The organism is Myxococcus sp. AB056 (assembly GCF_006547365.1).
GTDB lineage: Bacteria > Myxococcota > Myxococcia > Myxococcales > Myxococcaceae > Myxococcus > Myxococcus virescens.
Map to the genome: position 1 here is coordinate 39,298 of NZ_VHLB01000030.1, position 16,772 is coordinate 56,069.

At 69.7% G+C, this 16,772-nt stretch carries 14 protein-coding genes; 12 read left to right on the forward strand and 2 right to left on the reverse strand.

What is annotated here, in order from left to right; translation table 11 throughout:
- The first annotated feature begins 30 nt into the window (after positions 1–30).
- The 12 genes from FMP39_RS15610 to FMP39_RS15665 all read left to right on the forward strand — a co-directional run bounded on the left by FMP39_RS15610 (position 31) and on the right by FMP39_RS15665 (position 12,296).
- The gene (locus tag FMP39_RS15610; RefSeq protein WP_011554746.1) at positions 31–405 is read left to right on the forward strand and encodes a response regulator; all 375 of its coding nucleotides are present in this window, start codon (positions 31–33) and stop codon (positions 403–405) included.
- Complete coding sequence (locus FMP39_RS15615) at positions 402–2,975, forward strand: chemotaxis protein CheA (protein ID WP_141590864.1); 2,574 nt, start codon at positions 402–404, stop codon at positions 2,973–2,975. Before FMP39_RS15610 ends, FMP39_RS15615 begins: the two co-directional genes overlap by 4 nt.
- A gap of 43 nt (positions 2,976–3,018) precedes the next feature.
- Positions 3,019–3,585: a chemotaxis protein CheW gene (locus FMP39_RS15620; protein WP_090495514.1), complete on the forward strand. Its 567-nt coding sequence runs from the start codon at positions 3,019–3,021 to the stop codon at positions 3,583–3,585.
- Positions 3,582–4,106, forward strand: a complete 525-nt coding sequence (locus tag FMP39_RS15625; protein WP_141590866.1) for a chemotaxis protein CheW — start codon at positions 3,582–3,584, stop codon at positions 4,104–4,106. Before FMP39_RS15620 ends, FMP39_RS15625 begins: the two co-directional genes overlap by 4 nt.
- A 21-nt stretch (positions 4,107–4,127) precedes the next feature.
- Positions 4,128–4,505, forward strand: coding sequence for a hypothetical protein (locus FMP39_RS15630; protein ID WP_141590868.1), 378 nt, complete (start codon positions 4,128–4,130; stop codon positions 4,503–4,505).
- Positions 4,502–6,481 (forward strand): HEAT repeat domain-containing protein, encoded by a 1,980-nt coding sequence (locus FMP39_RS15635; RefSeq protein ID WP_141590871.1) that lies wholly within the window; start codon positions 4,502–4,504, stop codon positions 6,479–6,481. The genes FMP39_RS15630 and FMP39_RS15635 overlap by 4 nt, the downstream gene beginning before the upstream one ends.
- Before the next feature lie 9 nt (positions 6,482–6,490).
- Positions 6,491–7,363 (forward strand): protein-glutamate O-methyltransferase CheR, encoded by an 873-nt coding sequence (locus FMP39_RS15640; RefSeq protein WP_141590873.1) that lies wholly within the window; start codon positions 6,491–6,493, stop codon positions 7,361–7,363.
- Positions 7,360–8,397, forward strand: coding sequence for a chemotaxis response regulator protein-glutamate methylesterase (locus tag FMP39_RS15645; RefSeq protein WP_141590875.1), 1,038 nt, complete (start codon positions 7,360–7,362; stop codon positions 8,395–8,397). The genes FMP39_RS15640 and FMP39_RS15645 overlap by 4 nt, the downstream gene beginning before the upstream one ends.
- 41 nt (positions 8,398–8,438) lie before the next feature.
- A complete protein-coding gene (locus tag FMP39_RS15650; protein WP_011554738.1) occupies positions 8,439–8,819 on the forward strand; it encodes a response regulator in 381 nt (126 codons plus the stop codon).
- 16 nt (positions 8,820–8,835) lie between these two features.
- The gene (locus FMP39_RS15655; RefSeq protein WP_090495508.1) at positions 8,836–9,585 is read left to right on the forward strand and encodes an ABC transporter ATP-binding protein; all 750 of its coding nucleotides are present in this window, start codon (positions 8,836–8,838) and stop codon (positions 9,583–9,585) included.
- Positions 9,582–11,312: a putative ABC exporter domain-containing protein gene (locus FMP39_RS15660; protein ID WP_141590878.1), complete on the forward strand. Its 1,731-nt coding sequence runs from the start codon at positions 9,582–9,584 to the stop codon at positions 11,310–11,312. The genes FMP39_RS15655 and FMP39_RS15660 overlap by 4 nt, the downstream gene beginning before the upstream one ends.
- 93 nt (positions 11,313–11,405) lie before the next feature.
- Positions 11,406–12,296 carry an NAD(P)-dependent oxidoreductase gene (locus FMP39_RS15665; RefSeq protein ID WP_141590881.1) on the forward strand — a complete coding sequence of 297 codons (891 nt, stop codon included), beginning with the start codon at positions 11,406–11,408 and terminating at the stop codon, positions 12,294–12,296.
- A 66-nt stretch (positions 12,297–12,362) separates the two neighbouring features.
- Here FMP39_RS15665 and FMP39_RS15670 read toward each other — a convergent pair whose 3' ends face one another.
- Together FMP39_RS15670 and FMP39_RS15675 are read right to left on the reverse strand one after the other, a co-directional pair.
- A complete protein-coding gene (locus FMP39_RS15670) occupies positions 12,363–13,706 on the reverse strand; it encodes a RagB/SusD family nutrient uptake outer membrane protein (protein ID WP_141590883.1) in 1,344 nt (447 codons plus the stop codon).
- A gap of 3 nt (positions 13,707–13,709) precedes the next feature.
- Positions 13,710–16,580: a SusC/RagA family TonB-linked outer membrane protein gene (locus tag FMP39_RS15675; RefSeq protein ID WP_141590923.1), complete on the reverse strand. Its 2,871-nt coding sequence runs from the start codon at positions 16,578–16,580 to the stop codon at positions 13,710–13,712.
- Positions 16,581–16,772: the final 192 nt, after the last annotated feature.

Below are 16,772 nucleotides of genomic sequence, written 5' to 3' on the forward strand. Positions count from 1 at the left end.
GCTAGCATGGCTCGCCCGGGGCGAGCGCACATGCGTGTCAAGGTGTTGATTGTCGAGGACTCGAAAGCATCGCGCGAGTACATCGCCGCGATGGTCGAGGCCGTGGAGGGCGTCGAGGTGGTGGTGACCTCGAGCGGCTTCGAGGCCCTGAAGTTGCTGCCGCGTCACCGCTTCGAGCTCATCATCACCGACATCAACATGCCTGACATCAACGGGCTGGAGCTCATCAACTTCGTCAAGAAGAACCCCAACTACCGCGAAGTGCCGCTCTTCATCATCACCACGGAGGGGCGCGATCAGGACCGCGAGCGCGGGCTCGCGTTGGGCGCCGCGGAGTATCTGGTCAAGCCCTTCCTCCCCGGGAGCCTCGAAGCGCTCCTGCGGCGCTACCTGAAGCTGCCGTGAGCCCGGGAAGCAAGGCGCTGGCCGAGTTCGTGGCCGAGGCGACGGAGATTCTCGACGCCCTGGCCAGGGACCTGCTCATGCTCGACGAGCGCCGGGGCTCCGAGGCGGACCCGGACCTGGTCAACGGCATCTTCCGCGCGGCGCATTCGCTCAAGGGGTTGTCCGGGCTGTTCGGCCAGGAGCGCATCTCCCGGCTGGCGCATGGGACGGAGGACCTGCTCGACAGGCTTCGGCTGGGGAAGCTGCTGCTGGACGGCGCGGTCCTGGATGCGCTGATTGAAGCGCTGGATGCGTTCCAGGCGCTGCTGGGCGAGGCCGCTCGCGGCGCGGAGAGCGAAAGCCTGTCCGCCCGCGTGGAGGCGATGGCCGCGCGGATGGCGTCGATGGGCGCTCCGGCGGAGGTTGCTGCGGACGACCCGCTGGACCGGTTGGAGCTGGAGGCGCAGGTCCGCTCCGTCTTCACGGAGTACGAGGAACACCGGCTGCGGGAGAACGTGCGGCGGGGTGTGTCGCTGTGGCGCGTGCGGGCCGCCTTTGATTTGTCCGACTTCGACAAGGGACTGGCGGAGCTCAACGCGAGGCTCAAGCCGCTGGGCGAGGTCATCAGCACGTTGCCGTCCGCACAGCCGGGTGGCGCGCATGGCATCGCGTTCGACCTGATTTTCGGTGCGCAGGTCGACCGTGTATCCCTGGAGACGGGACTGAAGGGGACGCCCGCGGAGCTGTCCGCGCTGACGGTGCGCCCGGCCGCGGCGGCTGCGACGAGCGCGCTGCTTCAGGCCGCGCAACCCGCTGCGATGATTCGCGCGTCCGGGGGCGCGAAGTCGGAGACGCGGCTCGGAGACGCGGCGACGCGCGAGGGGGACGCTGGCACTGCTCAGGACGCAGCGGCAGGGGGCCTCGCGGAACCTGATGTGCCCGTCCGCGTGGCGGATGTGGCCCCAGAGGGGGCGCGGAAGGGCGCAACGCCCTCGCGCGGCTCCCGAAGCACGTCCGCGGACGCCAAGGCTTCGCCCGCGGCGGGGCATTCGATGTCGCCCAAGGGCGGCGGCAAGAAGAAGGCCGTACGCGCGACGCCCGCCGCGATGCCTCCCGAGGCGCAGCAGCCGCTCCTTTCGCACGTACCGGAAGACACGGAGCCTGGGCCCCTGGAATGGCCCACGTCGGACGCTGACGTACCTGCCAACTCTGGCGGCTCGCCTTTACCGCCTCCCGCGCCTGGACCCTCCAGCGTGCCCGTCGTCGCCTACCTCCAGGGCGCCGCCAAGGCATCACCCAAGGGGCTCTCGGTGGCCCCAGCGGCACCGGCCGGTGCCCCCGTGAGCACCTCAGCGGCGCTGACGGCGGACACGTCGCTGCGCTCCCTGACTCAGACCGTGCGGGTGGACATCGGTCGCCTGGATGGCCTCATCAACATGGTGGGCGAGCTGCTGCTCATCAAGGCCAACCTCCAGCGGCTCGCGGAGTCCGCGAGGCAGGACGGCGCGGTGGCGCTCTCCAAGCTGTTCGGCCAGGAGCTGGCGCGCGAAACGCGGGGCCTGGAGCGCAAGCTGGAAGCCCTCCAGGAAGGACTCCTGGAAGCGCGGATGGTCCCCGTTGGCCAGGTGTTCGACAAGCTGGCACGGCTGGTGCGCCGCATCACCCGCGAGGCGGGCAAGGAAATCGAGCTCGCCATCAGCGGTGGAGAGGTGGAGCTGGACAAGCTCATCGTCGAGGAGCTCAGCGACCCGCTGATGCACCTCATCCGCAACGCCATCGACCACGGCGTCGAATCCCCCGACGCCCGTCTGGCTGCAGGCAAGCCCCGGCGCGCGGTGGTGGGCCTGCGCGCCGAGCAGAAGGGCAACCACGTCGTCATCGAGGTGAGTGACGACGGCTCCGGTATCGACGAGGTGCGCGTGCGCGAGGTGGCCATCACGCGCGGCCTCATCACCTTCGCGCAAGCCCAGGAGATGAGCCGGAGGGAGCTGCTCAACCTCATCTTCCAGCCCGGCTTCTCCACCGCCCGCAGCGTGTCCGAGCTCTCCGGCCGGGGCGTCGGCCTGGACGTGGTGAAGAACAACCTGGGCAACCTGTCGGGCATCATCGACGTGTGGAGCGAGCGCGGAAAGGGCACCGCCTTCCACCTCACGCTCCCCGTCACGCTGGCCATCATTCGCGCGTTGCTGGTGGGCGTCAGTGGCCGCACCTACGCGGTGCCGCTCAACAGCGTGCTGGAAATCATCTCCGTCCAGCCCAAGGAAATCCGCACCGTGGAGCGGCGCGAGGTCCTGGACCTGCGCGGACAGACGTTGCCCTTCGTGCGGCTGTCTCGCATGTTCGCCTTGCCGGAGCGCCCGGTGAGCCGCCACTTCGTGGTGGTGGTGGGCCTGGCCCAGGAGCGCCTGGGCATCGCCGTGGACGAATTGCACGGTCAGCAGGACATCGTCACCAAGCCCCTGGGGGGCCGGCTCCAGTCCGTCCGGGGCATCTCCGGCGCCACCGAACTGGGCAACCGGCGCACCGTCCTGGTGCTGGATGTGGCGGCGCTCCTGGAAGAGGGCATGGCCGTGGAGCGGCGTCGCGCCTGACCCTCGCTGCGGACGGGCGCGCCGGCTGCTATCCTGCGTCGCTGTGTCCCGGTTCTCGGAACTGCTCGACGACTTCTTCTACCGTCCTGACGAGGACGTCTCCGGGCTCCAGGACTTCGCGGCGGGCAGCGACGGCGTATTGCCCGCGGCCCCCGAGGAGGTGCCCGAGGAGTACCTGGCCTTCCGCCTGGAAGGGGAGTGCTACGCGGTCCCCATCCGGGGGGTGCGTGAAATCTCCAAGGTTCCGCCGCTGACGGAGATTCCCCGCGCCGAGCCTCAACTCCTGGGGGTGATGAACCTGCGCGGTGAGCTGCTGCCCGTGTACGACGTCAAGGTGCGGCTGCGGCTGGCGGAGCGGGCGCCCCTGGTCGCCGGGCCTGACGCACCGGCGCCGCCCCGGAGTGCTCGCATCCTCGTGCTGCGCACGGAGACGGGGCCCGCGGGGGTGTGGGTGGATGGCGTGGTGGGCGTGGTGAAGCTCAAGCCGTCCATGCTGGAGGCACCGCCACCGGGGATGCGCGTGGGTGACAGGGATTGCGTGGTGGGCATGGGCCGGCGTGGCCCCATGCTCTACATCCTCTTGGACGCGGAACAGGCGCTCGCCCCATGAAGGACTCCGTCAACCTGCTGTCGCGGCGTCCCCACGCGGTCCCGGATGAAGTGTCCTCGGCCGCGGACACGGTGGTGCAGCTCTGTGCCTTCTTCATCGGCGCGGAGGAGTACGTGTTGGACATCATGCGGGTGGAGGAAATCCTCCCGCTCCAGCGCATCACCCCCATCCCTCACGCCCCGGCGTTCGTGGAGGGCGTGCTCCACCTGCGCGGCCTCATCCTGCCGGTGGTGGACCTGCAGTGCCGGCTCCTGGGCACGCCGGGGCCGGAGACGCCGAAGACGCGGCTGCTGGTCTGCAAGCTGGGCACGCGGCGCGTGGCGGTGAAGGTGGACCGGGTGGCGGAGGTGCTGCGAGTGCGGCGCGGCGACATCAAGCCCGCGCCCGCGCTGAGGGTGGCGGGACACACGCCCTTTGTCGTCGGTGTCTGTGGACCGCCGGACCGGCTCCGGCTGTTGCTGGACCTCAAGGCATTACTGCGCGTGGAGTTGGAGCGCGAGTCTTCAAGGAACACGACGTAGGCGCACACATGGGGGATTGAGATGGGCCATCAAGGACTGGAGCAGCACCGTCGAATCCTCGGCATCCTCTTCATCGTCATCAACGGGCTGTCGGTGCTCATCGCCGTGGGCGTGATGCTGTTCTTCGGGGCGATGGGCGGGATGTTGCCAGGCGCGAAGCCCGAGGAACGGGCGCTGATTGTTGCCGCGGGCATGGGCGTGGGCGGGTGCCTGGCGCTGCTGGGGTTGCCGGGTGTCATCACCGGCTTCGGGTTGCTGTACCGCAAAGCGTGGTCGAGGACGCTGACGCTGGTGCTGGGCATCCTCGCCATTCCCAATGTTCCCCTGGGCACGGCCCTGGGGGCCTACGCCCTCTGGTTCTACCTCCAGCCAGGCTCTGACCAGGTCTTCGACACATGAGCCCCCACTCCGAGCCCCCGGTCGAGGAAGAGGCGCGCTACCTCGCACTCCAGTCGCTGGACCCGTGCACCGCGGGCGTTCTGGAGATTCTCATCGTCGGCTTGCATGACGAGAGTTGGCGCGTGCGCCACGTCGCGGCGGAGGCCCTCAAGCGGATGCCCGCCTCGAGCGAGCTCGCGGCCCGGCTCATCTCCGTGCTGGGGGAGCGAGGGGAGACGGGGGCTCGGAACGCGGCGGCGGAGGCGCTCGCGGGGCTGGGCAGTGTCGCGTTGGGCCCCTTGGTGGACCTGCTGGCCCATCCGGACCCGGACCAACGCAAGTTCGCCGCGGACATCCTTGGGCAGCTGGGGCGGCGCGAGGCGGAGGGGCCCCTGGTGCGTTCGCTCTCGGACGTGGACCTCAACGTGCGTGTGTCCGCGGCGGAGGCGCTGGGACGCATTGGCGGCGCGCAGGCCGTCACCGCGCTGGAGGCGCTGCTGGCCGAGCCGGAGCCGCTGCTTCGCCTGTCCGCCTTGGAAGGGTTGACGTTGCTTCAGCATGCGGCGCCCCTGCCGGTGGTGAAGGCCTTGCTGGAGGACCCTCGGCTTCAGCGGAGCGCCTACCGGATGCTGGGCCTCCTTCCGGAGGCGGACGCGACGGTGCGCATCTGCCAGGGGCTCACGTCGGAGTTGCGCTCGGTGAGAGAGGCGGCGCTGTCCGCGCTGGGGACCCAGGCCGCGCGTGCCGCAGGGGCGCGGCGCGGGGAGCTCGAAGCGGCGGTGCGGAAGGCGTTCTTGCCCCTTCCCGGCATGACGCCGCGATTGACCGAGGCGCTGGCGTCCGAGGACGTCATGGTGTGCGCGGGCACGTTGGTGGCGGTGGCCTCGCTGGGCGATGCGTCGCTGGCCGTGCCCGTGGCGGAATGTGCGCGCGAGGCGCGGCTGCTGCGCGAGGTGCTGCACACGCTGGGCAGGTTGGGGCCGGACGGCGGGCGCACCTTGCTTCATCGACTGCCGGACCTGTCCCTGCCGGCGCGGGCCGCCGCGGCCGAAGCGCTGGTGGATCTGGTCGACGCCTCGGCGGTGGCTCCGCTGTGCGCGTTGCTGGAGTGGGTGGAGGACGAGCTTCGCGCGGTGGTGGTGCGTGCCTTGGGGCGGACAGGCGCGGCCTCGGCGGTGTCGCCGCTCGTCGCCCTGCTGGAAGAGCCATCCCTCGCGGGGGCGGCGACGCGCTCCCTGGCGGGGCTGGCGGAGTCGTGCCGGCCGGCGGTGCTGGAGGCGCTGGAGGACGCGGTGGCGCGCAGGGCCACGCCCGCGGCGGTCGCCGCCCTGGCCCGCGTGGGCGGCGTGCCGGCCCTGCCCACGTTGAAGCGGCTGGCGCGGGACGAGGACCCTCGGTGGCGCGCGGCGGCGGTGGTGGCGGCGTGTGAGCTGGATGGTGACGTCGGTCGGGAGTTGGTGCGCGCGGCGCTCGCGGATGAGTCCGTGCCGGTGCGCATCGCGGGCACGCGGGCCCTGGCGCGACTGGGCGGGCCTGACGCGGGCGCGCTGCTGTCTCCGGTCCTGAGGGACGAGGACCCCTCCGTGCGAGTGGCCGCGGTGGAGGCGGCGGGGGACTGCGGCGCGTTGGACCGGGTGCCGGACCTGGTGGCCCTGACGCGGGATGCGGATGGCGCGCTGGCGGTGGCCGCGGTGCGGGCCCTGGCGCGCATGGGAGCGGCGGGCCCCGGGGTGTTGCGGGAGGCCGCGGGGCATCCGGACGTGGAGGTGGTGAAGGCGGCGCTGGTGGCGGGGGCGGAGTCGTCGGCAGGGGTGACGATGGCGCTGTCCCTGCTGCGTCACGCGCGCTGGGATGTCCGCGCGGCGGCGGCGCGAGTGCTGGGAGATTCGGCGGGGCCGGAGTGTCTGTCCGCCGCCCGGGAGGCGCTGGAGGCGGAGTCGGACGCCCTGGCGCTGCGAGCCCTCTCCGATGCCGTGGAGCGCCTGCTCCGGCGCTGAGAGGGCTCCATGGCACGCTTCGACGACGGACGACCGGAGATGTCAGCGGAGGAGTTCCGTCTCCTCCGGGACCACGTGTATTCGCACTGCGGCATCCTGGTGCACGAGGACATGAAGTTCGTGATGGAGCGCCGGCTGTGGCCCCGGCTGGAGTTGCTGGGGCTGCCGGACTACGGCGCGTACCACCGCTACCTGCGCTACGACGCCAACCGGCACGCCGAGCTGGAGGCGGCCGTCGAATCCCTCACCACTCACGAGACGTACTTCTTCCGCGAGCCCATGCAGCTCAAGGCCTTCACGGACGAACTGCTCCCGGTGGTGGAGCGGCGCAACGCGAGGCTGCGGCGCCTGCGGGTGTGGTCCGCGGGGTGCTCGTCCGGGGAGGAGGCTTACACGCTGGCGATGCTCCTCAAGGACAGCCGCCGCTTCGACGACTGGGACGTGGAAGTCCTGGGCACGGACATCTCCCGGCGCGTGTTGGCCATGGCGCGGCGCGCGGAGTACGGGCCTTCCGCGCTGCGCGCCACCTCGCCGGAATTGCTGGAACGCCACTTCGTTTCGCTGGGCAACAGCCGCGTGCGCGTCCGGGACGAAGTGCGCGCCTGGGTGTCGTTTGGCCACCACAACCTGTTGGACGAGGTGGGTAGCCAACTGGTGCCACGCATGGACGTGGTGTTCTGCCGCAACGTGCTCATCTACTTCGACCTGGCGGCACGCCGGAAGTTCCTGCGCATCGTTCGGGACCGGCTGGTGCCAGGGGGGTACCTGCTGCTGGGACACTCAGAGAACCTGCTGAACCTGGGCTCGGACTTCGAGTTCGTTCACCTGCGCGGGGACCTGGTGTACCGGAGGCCGGAGCTGGACGAAGGAGCGCGTCGATGAGCAGCAAGGGCGTCATCTCCGTACTGGTCATCGACGACTCGGCCCACAACCGGCGGACCCTCTCCACGATGTTGGAGTCGGAGCCGGACGTGCGAGTGGTGGACCGCGCGGCGGATGGCGAAGAGGGGCTGAAGAAGGTCGTGGACCTGAAGCCCGACGTGGTGACGCTGGACCTGGAGATGCCGAAGCTCGGGGGGTACACGTTCCTCCGCCTGCTGATGCGCACGGCGCCCACGCCCGTCATCGTCATCTCCAGCTATTCGCACCGCTCGGATGTCTTCAAGGCGCTGGAGTTGGGGGCGTTCGACTTCATCGCCAAGCCGCAGCACCCGACGTTCGAGGCCATGGAGGCGCTTCGGGTGGAGCTGCTGGAGAAGGTCCGGGCGGCGCGGCACGTGCGCCCCGGTTACCGGCACGCGGCGCCAGGGGCTCGCGCCATGGCGGTGGCGGGCGAGCCGCCGCTGGTGGTGGCCGTGGGCGCCTCTACGGGGGGGCCCCCCGCGGTGCAGCGGGTGCTGGAGGGACTGGCCGTGGAGCCCACGCCGTGCGTGTTGGTCTGCCAGCACATGCCGCCGCAGTTCACCCGCGCCTTCGCGGACCGGTTGGACCGCATCGGCCCCTTCTCGGTGACGGAGGCCCGTGACGGAGACCTGGTCCAGCCCGGGCACGTGTACATCGCTCCAGGCGGGCGGCACATGGTGGTGGCCGAGCGGGGCTCCCGGCTGGAGCTGCACACGCCGCCGTCCACGCCCGTGGATAAGTACGCGCCCAGCGTGGATCGCCTCTTCGTCAGCATGGCGCAGGTGCTCGGCGCCAAGGCCCTGGGGGTGGTGCTCACGGGCATGGGCGCCGACGGCGCGGAGGGCGCGCGCGCGGTGCACCGCGCTGGCGGCGAGGTCTGGGCGCAGTCGGAGGAGACCTCGGTGGTGTTCGGCATGCCGGGGGAGGCCATCGCCACCGGGGCGGTGAAGCGGGTGATTCCACTGGGTGACATCGGCCCGGCGCTCGCGGCCCTGGCGCGGCGGCGGCGCTGAAACTCCGGCCCCTGGCGCACGGGTGCTAACGTCCCCGGCCCATGACGCAGCAGATTCGAGCCTTGGTGGTGGATGACTCGCAGGCCATGCGGCGCAGCATCATGTACGCGTTGCAGCGCCTGTCCGGTGTGGTGTGTACCGAGGCCCAGGACGGCGCCGAGGGCTTGAAGAAGCTGACGCAGGGCCGCTTCGACCTGGTGCTCACGGACATCAACATGCCCCTGATGGACGGGCTGAAGCTCATCAGCCACATCCGGCAGGCGACCGAGTACCGGAACGTCCCCATCATCGTCGTCACCACGGAGGGTGCGGCGGCGGACCGGGAGCGCGCGATGAAGCTGGGCGCGAGCGCGTACCTGGTGAAACCCGTGCAGGCGAAGGTCGTACTGGATACCGTTCGGGACCTGCTGAAGCTGGACTGAAGGTGAGCGCGCACGAATGGATTCCGTCCTGCGGGTGGAGGGCCTGGAGAAGGCGTACGGCGAGGTGAAGGCCGTGCAGGGGCTCACCTTCGAGGTGGCGCCCGGCGAGGTGCTCGGGTTGGTGGGGCCCAACGGCGCGGGGAAGACGTCCACGTTGCGGTGCCTGGCGGGCATCCTGCCGCCCAGCTCGGGCCGCATCCTGGTCGCGGGATATGACTTGTCGCGGACGCCGGTGGACGCGAAGCGCGCGCTGGCCTTCCTGCCGGACGAGCCGCGCTTCTTCGAATACCTCACGGTGTGGGAGCACCTGAACTTCACGGCGCGACTCTACGGCGTGGAGGACTGGGAGGAGCGGGGCCGCGCGCTGCTGGAGGAGATGGAGCTGACGGGCAAGGAGAAGTCCCTGCCGGGCGAGCTGTCGCGAGGCATGAAGCAGAAGCTGTCCATCGCCTGTGGCTTCCTGCATTCGCCAAAGCTCATCCTCCTGGACGAGCCACTCACCGGCCTGGACCCCATCGGCATCCGGCGGATGAAGGCGTCGCTGCGGCGCCGGGCGGAGGAGGGCGCGGCCCTGGTGTTGTCCTCGCATCTGCTGCCGCTGGTGGAGGAGTTGTGCCATCGGCTGCTCGTCATCGCGGGCGGCAAGGCCATGGCGCTGGGCAGCCTGGAAGACATCCGCGCGCGACTGAGTGGCGCGGAAGGGGAGCACGCCTCGCTGGAAGAGCTCTTCGTCCGAATCACCAGCGCGGGAACGCAGGCGCCGTGAGCTTCCCTCGCGCGGTGGCCTTCCTCTGGGCCGCGACCTGGCGCAATCGCATCCGACGGCAGTTGGAGCGGCTGCGCAAGCCGCGCTACCTCCTGGGCGTGCTAGTAGGCGCGGCGTATCTCTATTCCGTCTTCTTCCGGCGTCTGGACTTCCGTGGGCCGGTGGGCACGGTGCCCGAAGGTGTGCGGTTGTTCGCCGAGTTGTCGCTGGTCGGCTCCGCGCTGGGGACATTGTTCGCCGCGTGGGCGCTGGGCCGGGACCGGCCGTCGCTGACCTTCTCGGAGACGGAGGTGGTGCAGCTCTTCCCCGCGCCCGTCGCTCGCCGGGCCCTGCTGCAATACAAGCTGGTGCGCGGGCTCCTGGGCACGTCGCTGGGCGCGCTGTTCGCCACGCTGTTCCTCGGGAGGACCATCAGCCCGCATCCCGTCCTCTTCTTCGTGGGGGCGTGTCTGGCCCTGGGCACGCTCTATCTGCACTCGACGGCGGCGTCCTTCGTGCGCACGCGGCTGTCGGCATGGGGCCTCTGGGGCCAGGTGGTCCGCTGGGGCGCGGTGGGGGGTGTCCTGGCGCTCGTGGCGCTGGCGGGGTTCACCTCACTGCGAGAGCACCCGGTGCCCGAGGACCTGTCGTCAGGCCGCGCGCTTCGCGGGTGGTTGCAGGCGCTGATGGCGTCTCCCGGCGTGGCGGCCGTGTTGTGGCCGGGCCGGCTGCTGGTGGCGCCAGCGCTGGCGCAGAGCGTGGACGACTTCCTGTGGGCCCTGCCACCGGCGTTGGCGCTGATGGCGGCACACTACGGCTGGGTGCTCTGGGCCGAAGTTCCGTTCGAGGAGACAGCGGTGGTGCGCGCGGAGTCCCGCTCACGGGAGCGCATGCTGCGGGCCTCGGGGCGGATGACGCGGGTGGGCTCGCTCACGTTGAGCCGCCCGCCATTCCGGCTGCTGCCTCGAGGCCGACCGGAGGTGGCGCTCATCTGGAAGAACCTGATTGCGCGCAAACGGATGGGGGGCGGGTTCGCGGTGTTCCTCGCCTTCATCATCCTGGGCGGTGCCATCGCGGCGATGATGGGTGACACGCGTCTGTTCACGGACACGCGGCGGGTGCTCGGGCCGGTGGCGTTGGCGTTGTCGGTGATGCTGACGGTGGTGGGGCCGAGCGCGTTCCGCATGGACCTGCGGATGGACCTGCCCAAGCTGGACCTGCTGCGCGCCATGCCACTGACAGGAAGGCAGGTGGTGCGCGCGCAGTTGGCGGCATCCTCGCTGGCCCTGGCCTCCTTCCAACTCGCGCTGTTGGCGGTGGCGCTCGTCCTGGGGCCCGGTGTGGAGGCCTCGCGTCTGGGCGGCTGGTGGTGGCCAGGAGGGCTGGCGCTGGCGTTCCTGCTTCCGGCCGTGTCGCTGTCGGGCCTCTTCGTGCAGAACGCGGCGGTGGTCCTCTTTCCCTCGTGGGTGCCGGCGGACACAGGCGAACGGGCACGCGGCATCGAGGCGATGGGGCAGCGCCTGCTGGCCGTCGTGGGCACGCTGGTGGTGATGCTGGTGGGGTTGATTCCCGCGGGGCTGGTGGCGCTCGTGGTGGGCCTCCCAGTGTCGACGCTGTTGGGCCCCTGGGCCCTGCCCGTGGCGGGCTTCGTCGCGGCGGGGGTGTTGGTGGGAGAGGTGTGGCTGGGCGTCATGGCGCTGGGCCACGCCTTCGAGCGCCTGGATGTCTCCGAGGACCGGCCAGAATAGGTCGTCCCGTTCGCTCCTGGACGTGCGCGTGCTTTGCGGTGGTGGGGCCCCCGGGCGCGGATTATCCGGGCCGTTTCCGGAGAGGAGACGCACATGAAGGTGGGATTCATTGGCCTGGGCAACATGGGGCTGCCCATGGCGGCGAGCCTGGCGGCCGCGGGGCACGAGCTGACGGTGTGGAACCGCACCGAGTCCAAGGCCGCGCCGTTGAAGGAGAAGGGGGCGCGCGTCGCCCGCAGCCCCGCGGAGGCGGCGCGCGGTGCGGAGGTCGTCTTCAGCATGCTGGCGGACGATGCGGCCGTGACATCCGCGGTGTTCGGCCAGGACGGCCTCCTGGCGGGACTGGCGCCGGGCGCGGTGCACGTCTCGTCGAGCACGCTCTCCGTGGCGCTTTCCGAACGGCTGGCGGAGGCGCATGCGAGCGCCGGCCAGCGGTATCTCTCCGCGCCGGTGTTCGGCCGCCCTACCGCCGCGGCGTCGAAGCAGCTGTGGGTGGTTGCCGCCGGTCCGAAGCAGGACGTGGACCGCTGCCGCCCGCTGCTGGAGGTGCTGGGGCGCGGCCTCACCGTGTTGGGTGAAAGTGCCTCGGCAGCCAACGTCGTGAAGTTGTCGGGCAACTTCCTCATCGCGTCGATGATGGAGGCGCTCGCCGAGTCCTTCGCCCTGACGCGCAAGTCCGGCATCGAGCCGAAGGTGTTCCTGGAGGTCTTCCAATCCGTCTTCGCGCGCTCACCCATCTTCGAGGGGTACGCGCAGCTCATCGCCGAGGAGAAGTACAGCCCGGCGGGCTTCAAGATGCGGCTGGGCCTCAAGGACGTGGAGCTCGTCCTGGGCGCCGCGCGCACCGCCGAGGTGCCCATGCCCCTGGCCAGCCTCGTGAAGGACCAGTTCCTGGGAGGCGTCGCGCAGGGCCACGGCGATTTGGACTGGTCCGCGCTGGGGGCGCTCGTCGCCGAACGGGCCGGGCTGAAGCAGGGCGGTTGAGCGCCCGCGCTCCAGGTGCACGCCTGACTGCCGTGCACCTGGAGCTTCAGGAACCGCGAGCAGCGCTTACTGCCGCGCGTTCATCTCAGCCGCGGGGATGGGGAAGCGCTCGTGGGGCGCGATGTTCGGGTCCAGCTCACGGGGGAGTGTGTCGAGCCGCCCGTAGCGCCGCAGGTCAATCCACCGGTGGCCGCCCTCGAACAGGAGCGAGTACCGCTTCTGCTTCAGCAACTCGTCCAGGGCATTGTTCTCATCGATGTCCAGGCGCGGGGGCAGCCGGCCGGAGGTGGTGCGGATGAAGTTGAGGTCGTCCACCGCCGGTCCGAGGTTCCGCTCTCCAATGTTGGCTTCGGCGCGCAGGAGGATGAGCTCCTCGTTGCGGATGATGGGCACGGGCGAGTTGTTCGTGGGGTAGATGCGGAAGCGCCACTCCGTCGACAGCTTCCCGTCCGCCGCGGTCCTGGGCGCGGGCAGGCGCGTGAGCTTCCGGACGACGCGGTCATCCACGGTGCCATTCTCCTGGAACTCCGCGTCAGTGACGGTCGACGGGTGCGCGTAGACGTTGACGCTGATGAGGCCGTTGTCCGTGTCGCCGGAGTTCGTCCCGAAGGAGTGGTAGACGCCCAGGTCCAACGATGCGCTCTGGTTGAGGAAGGACTGGCTCAGGGCGGTGAGCGCCTCGGGGTAGCGTCCCCGGTACACAGCCACTCGCGCGGCGAGCGCGCGGTTGAACTGCTGGAACGTCGTGGGCGTGTTGAAGCCGGCGAAGCCTGGGCTGAGCTGGAAGGGGAAGGACTCACCTGCGTTCCCCAGGTGGGCGTGGCCCTCGTCGAGCAGGGCGGCGATGCGCTCGAACACCGCCTCCTTGCCGACGATGGGGGCCAGTTGGCCAATGGGCAGGTTGACGTCGATGGGGGCCCCTTCGGTGTCCCGCGTGTTGATGACCACGAGGAAGTCCAGGGCTTGCATCGTCTTCGCGAAGCCGCGGATGCCCTCCTTCTCAGCGTCGGGCGTGTTGGGGACCTTGTCCAGGGAGTCCAGCAGCGCGTTGGCGTTGCGGATGTTCAGGTAGGGGTTGGTCCAGTGATTGCCGCCGAACGCCGGGCCGCCAGGGTCCAGGGTAGGGCCCAGGAGTTCGCCGACGGCGCGCGGGTCCGCGGAGTCGAAGACGTACGCCTCGCGCCCGATGATGCCGAGCTGGGCCACGTAGCCGTTGGGAGCGGCGACACCAGCGCGGTGGCCGAGGAGCAATCCCGTGGCGGCGGTGAGCACCGCGGGGCGCGAGGGCCGCTCGCGGAAGTCATCGAGGCTGGGGTTGTTCAGGTCCGGAACGTCCATGCTCCCGCAGCCGCTCAGTCCCAGGACGGTGAAGAGCCCCACGAATGTCTTCTTGGTCAATTGGATGGTCATGGCTCAGAACCCGACGTCGATGGAGGTCCAGAAGCTGCGGCTGGGAGGGAAGGGGGCCACGTCCACATTGCGGGCGACGGCCTGGTTGCCAAAGTTGCTCACCTCGGGATCCAACCCGGAGTAGCCAGTCAAGGTGATGAGGTTGCGTCCGCTCAGGCTGAGCCGGGCGGACTTCACCGCGGGGACCATGGACACCCAGTCCTTGGGCAGTTGGTACATGAAGGTCACCTCACGCAGCTTGAGGAAGCTGGCGTCCTCGATGTACGTGCTCGCGTGCGTACGTTGCCGTACGAGCCGCTCGCGGCCCCCCGTCGTGAAGTCCGGTGACGTCCCGGCGTCGTCGTAGATGTACCGCGTCAGGTTGATGATGTCGCTGCCCTGCTGCCAGTCGAACAGGAAGGACAGGCTGAAGTCCCGGTACTTGAGGTTGTTGGTGAAGGACATGCGGAAGGTGGGCTCGGTGTCACCAATCTTCCGGACAATCGGGCGGCCGTTCTCGTCGACGCCGTCGTTGCCGACAATCTGCGTCGCCGTCGCGTCTTTCTCGATGCGGAAGGCGCCCAAGGCAGTGCCGAACCCACCGGCGAGGAACGCGGGAACAGGCAGGTCCATCACCCGGCTGCGGTTGAGGGCGAATGTCGCGCCGCTGGTCCACTCGAAGCCGCCGCGCACGGGCGTTACCTGGACCATGGCCTCGACGCCACGGTTGCGCAGCGAGCCGCCATTGAAGATCTGCGTGGCAAAGCCACCGGACGGGGCCAGGGCGCGCTGCAGCAGCAGGTCGCTGATGTTTCGCTGGTAGATGGACACTTCCGCGACCACGTCGCCGCCGAACAGGAGGGCGTCCACGCCGGCTTCTACCTCGCGCTGCCGCTCCGGCTTGATGTTCCGGTCACCCGCGATGCCCGTGCCCACCAGGCCGGGGCTGCCGGCGATGTTGCCGGTGGCGCGCAGGCCGTTGAACTTCATGCCGTACAGCGGGAGGTTGCCCGTCTCTCCGTAGGCCGCGCGGACCTTGAACTCGTTCACCTTCGGGTGGAACGAGGGAATCCGGTAGGCGGAGGCCAGCTTCGGGTACAGGAACAGCGCGTTGGGGTTGCCGTTGGCGCTGCTCTGCTCGCCGCGCAGCGCGCCCACCAGCGTCAGGCGCTCGTCCAGCAGGAGGACCTCCTCCTGGACGTAGTAGCCCCGGTCTCTCACCAGCGAGCGGTTCTGCCGCAGGTTGACCACGGTGCCGCTGTCCACGTTCTGCTGGCCGGCGTTCAGGTTCCTGCTGACGATGTAGACGGAATCGATGTTGCGCTCTTCGAACTGGAGACCGCCGGACGTGGTCGCCACGATGCCGCCCGACGCGGGCTTGTAGGTGTGCACCAGGTTCAGGCCAGAGTTCAGGTTGCGCACCTGGCTGGTGCCGAAGAGCGACGAGCCCGGCAGGCCGTCATCGATGGGCTCGAAGTTGAGCTCGGGCGGGAAGAAGAGCGAGTTCTCCTGCTGGAACCGGTCCACGCCCGCGTTGGCCAGCACGCGCAGGTGGTGGGCCTCCGTCTTCCACAGGTGCCACGTCAGGTCTCCGGACCCGATGAAGCGCCACACGTTTTCGTCGTTCTTCACCAGCGCGGCTGTCTGCAATGGGTTGGCGCGGTTGGAGAGGAAGGGGTTTTGCGGGTACACGCCGTCCGAGTTGGCCTCCAGCGGGAGGAACTCCGGCGCGCGCGGCAGCACCATGTAGTTGCTGATGCTCGCGTTGTCATTGTTCGTCAGACCGCGCTGCCCCAGGGAGTGAACCAGGTTGGTGGCGACGTTGACCTCCACCGCGTCACCCAGCTTCTGGCCCAGGTTCAGCCGGAACGACTGCTTCTCGTAGCCGGTGTTCGCGATGATGCCTTCGTCGTTCTTGATCATCGCCGAGGCGAAGTACTTCGTGTTGCCCGTCACGCCGCTGACGCTAGCCAGCGTCTCCGAGGACAGGTCGCGGCGGCCGGCCAGGGTGGCCTCGTGGTCGAACCTTCGCCCCTGCTCGTAGTACTGGACCGCGGCCTCGCCGAAGGTGTCGCGCACCTCCTCCACGCTGTTGAAGCGGCGGGTGCCAAGCTTGTTGGCCAGCGTGTACATGCCCAGGCGCTGGGTCACCTCGAACTGCGGCTCGCTGGAGCGGCCCCGCTTGGTGTTGATGATGACCACGCCGTTGGCGGCCTTGGAGCCGTAGATGGCGGCGGCGGATGCGCCCTTGAGAACCTCGATGCTCTCGATGTCGTTGGGGTTGATGTCCGCGATGCGGTTGACCTGGTTGTCCTGGGTAGGGTTCGCGTTGGCGCCAGCCACGGACTCGGTGATGGCGAACACACCGGAGGCGATGGCCACGTCGCTGACGAGCACGCCGTCGATGACGTAGAGCGGGGTGGAGGAGCCGTTGATGGTGGACACGCCGCGCAGCCGGAGCTGGAGACCGCCACCGGGTGCGCCGCCGTTGCTCTGGATGTTGGCGCCGGCGACCTTGCCCTGGAGCGCCTGGTCCACCGTCTGGGCAGGGGCGCGGTTGATCTCCTCGGAGTTCACCGAGGCCACCGAGTTGGCCAGGTTCTTACGCGCCACCTCACTGGCGCGCCCCACCACCACCATCTCCTCCGCGAAGATGTTCTCCAGCGCGACCTCGACGGTGCGCTGGTTGGCGCCAATCAGCACCTCCCGCTCGCCATAGTCCTGACTGGAGAAGAGCAGCGTCACCGCTCGGGTCGGCACGTTGGGCAGGGTGAAGGTGCCGTCCAGCTCCGTCTCCACGCCCTGGGTGGTGCCCTTGATGATGACACGCACCAGGGGCAGTCCCTCGTTGGTGAGCCGGTCCGCGACCCGGCCCTTCACCGTGCGCCCGCTCACCGGCGCGGGCGCGGGGGCCGTGGGTGCTGGCTGCGGCGCAACCCCTGGCGTGGGTGCCGCCGGTGTCTGTGTTTCGGCTGCCGGTGGCGCGATATTTTCGTCCTGCGCCAGCGTTTCCAACGAGAAGAGTGCAAACACGCACCCCGGAATCAACGCCCTTCTCAGCGTCATTCGGTCCTCACTCGCTGCGGA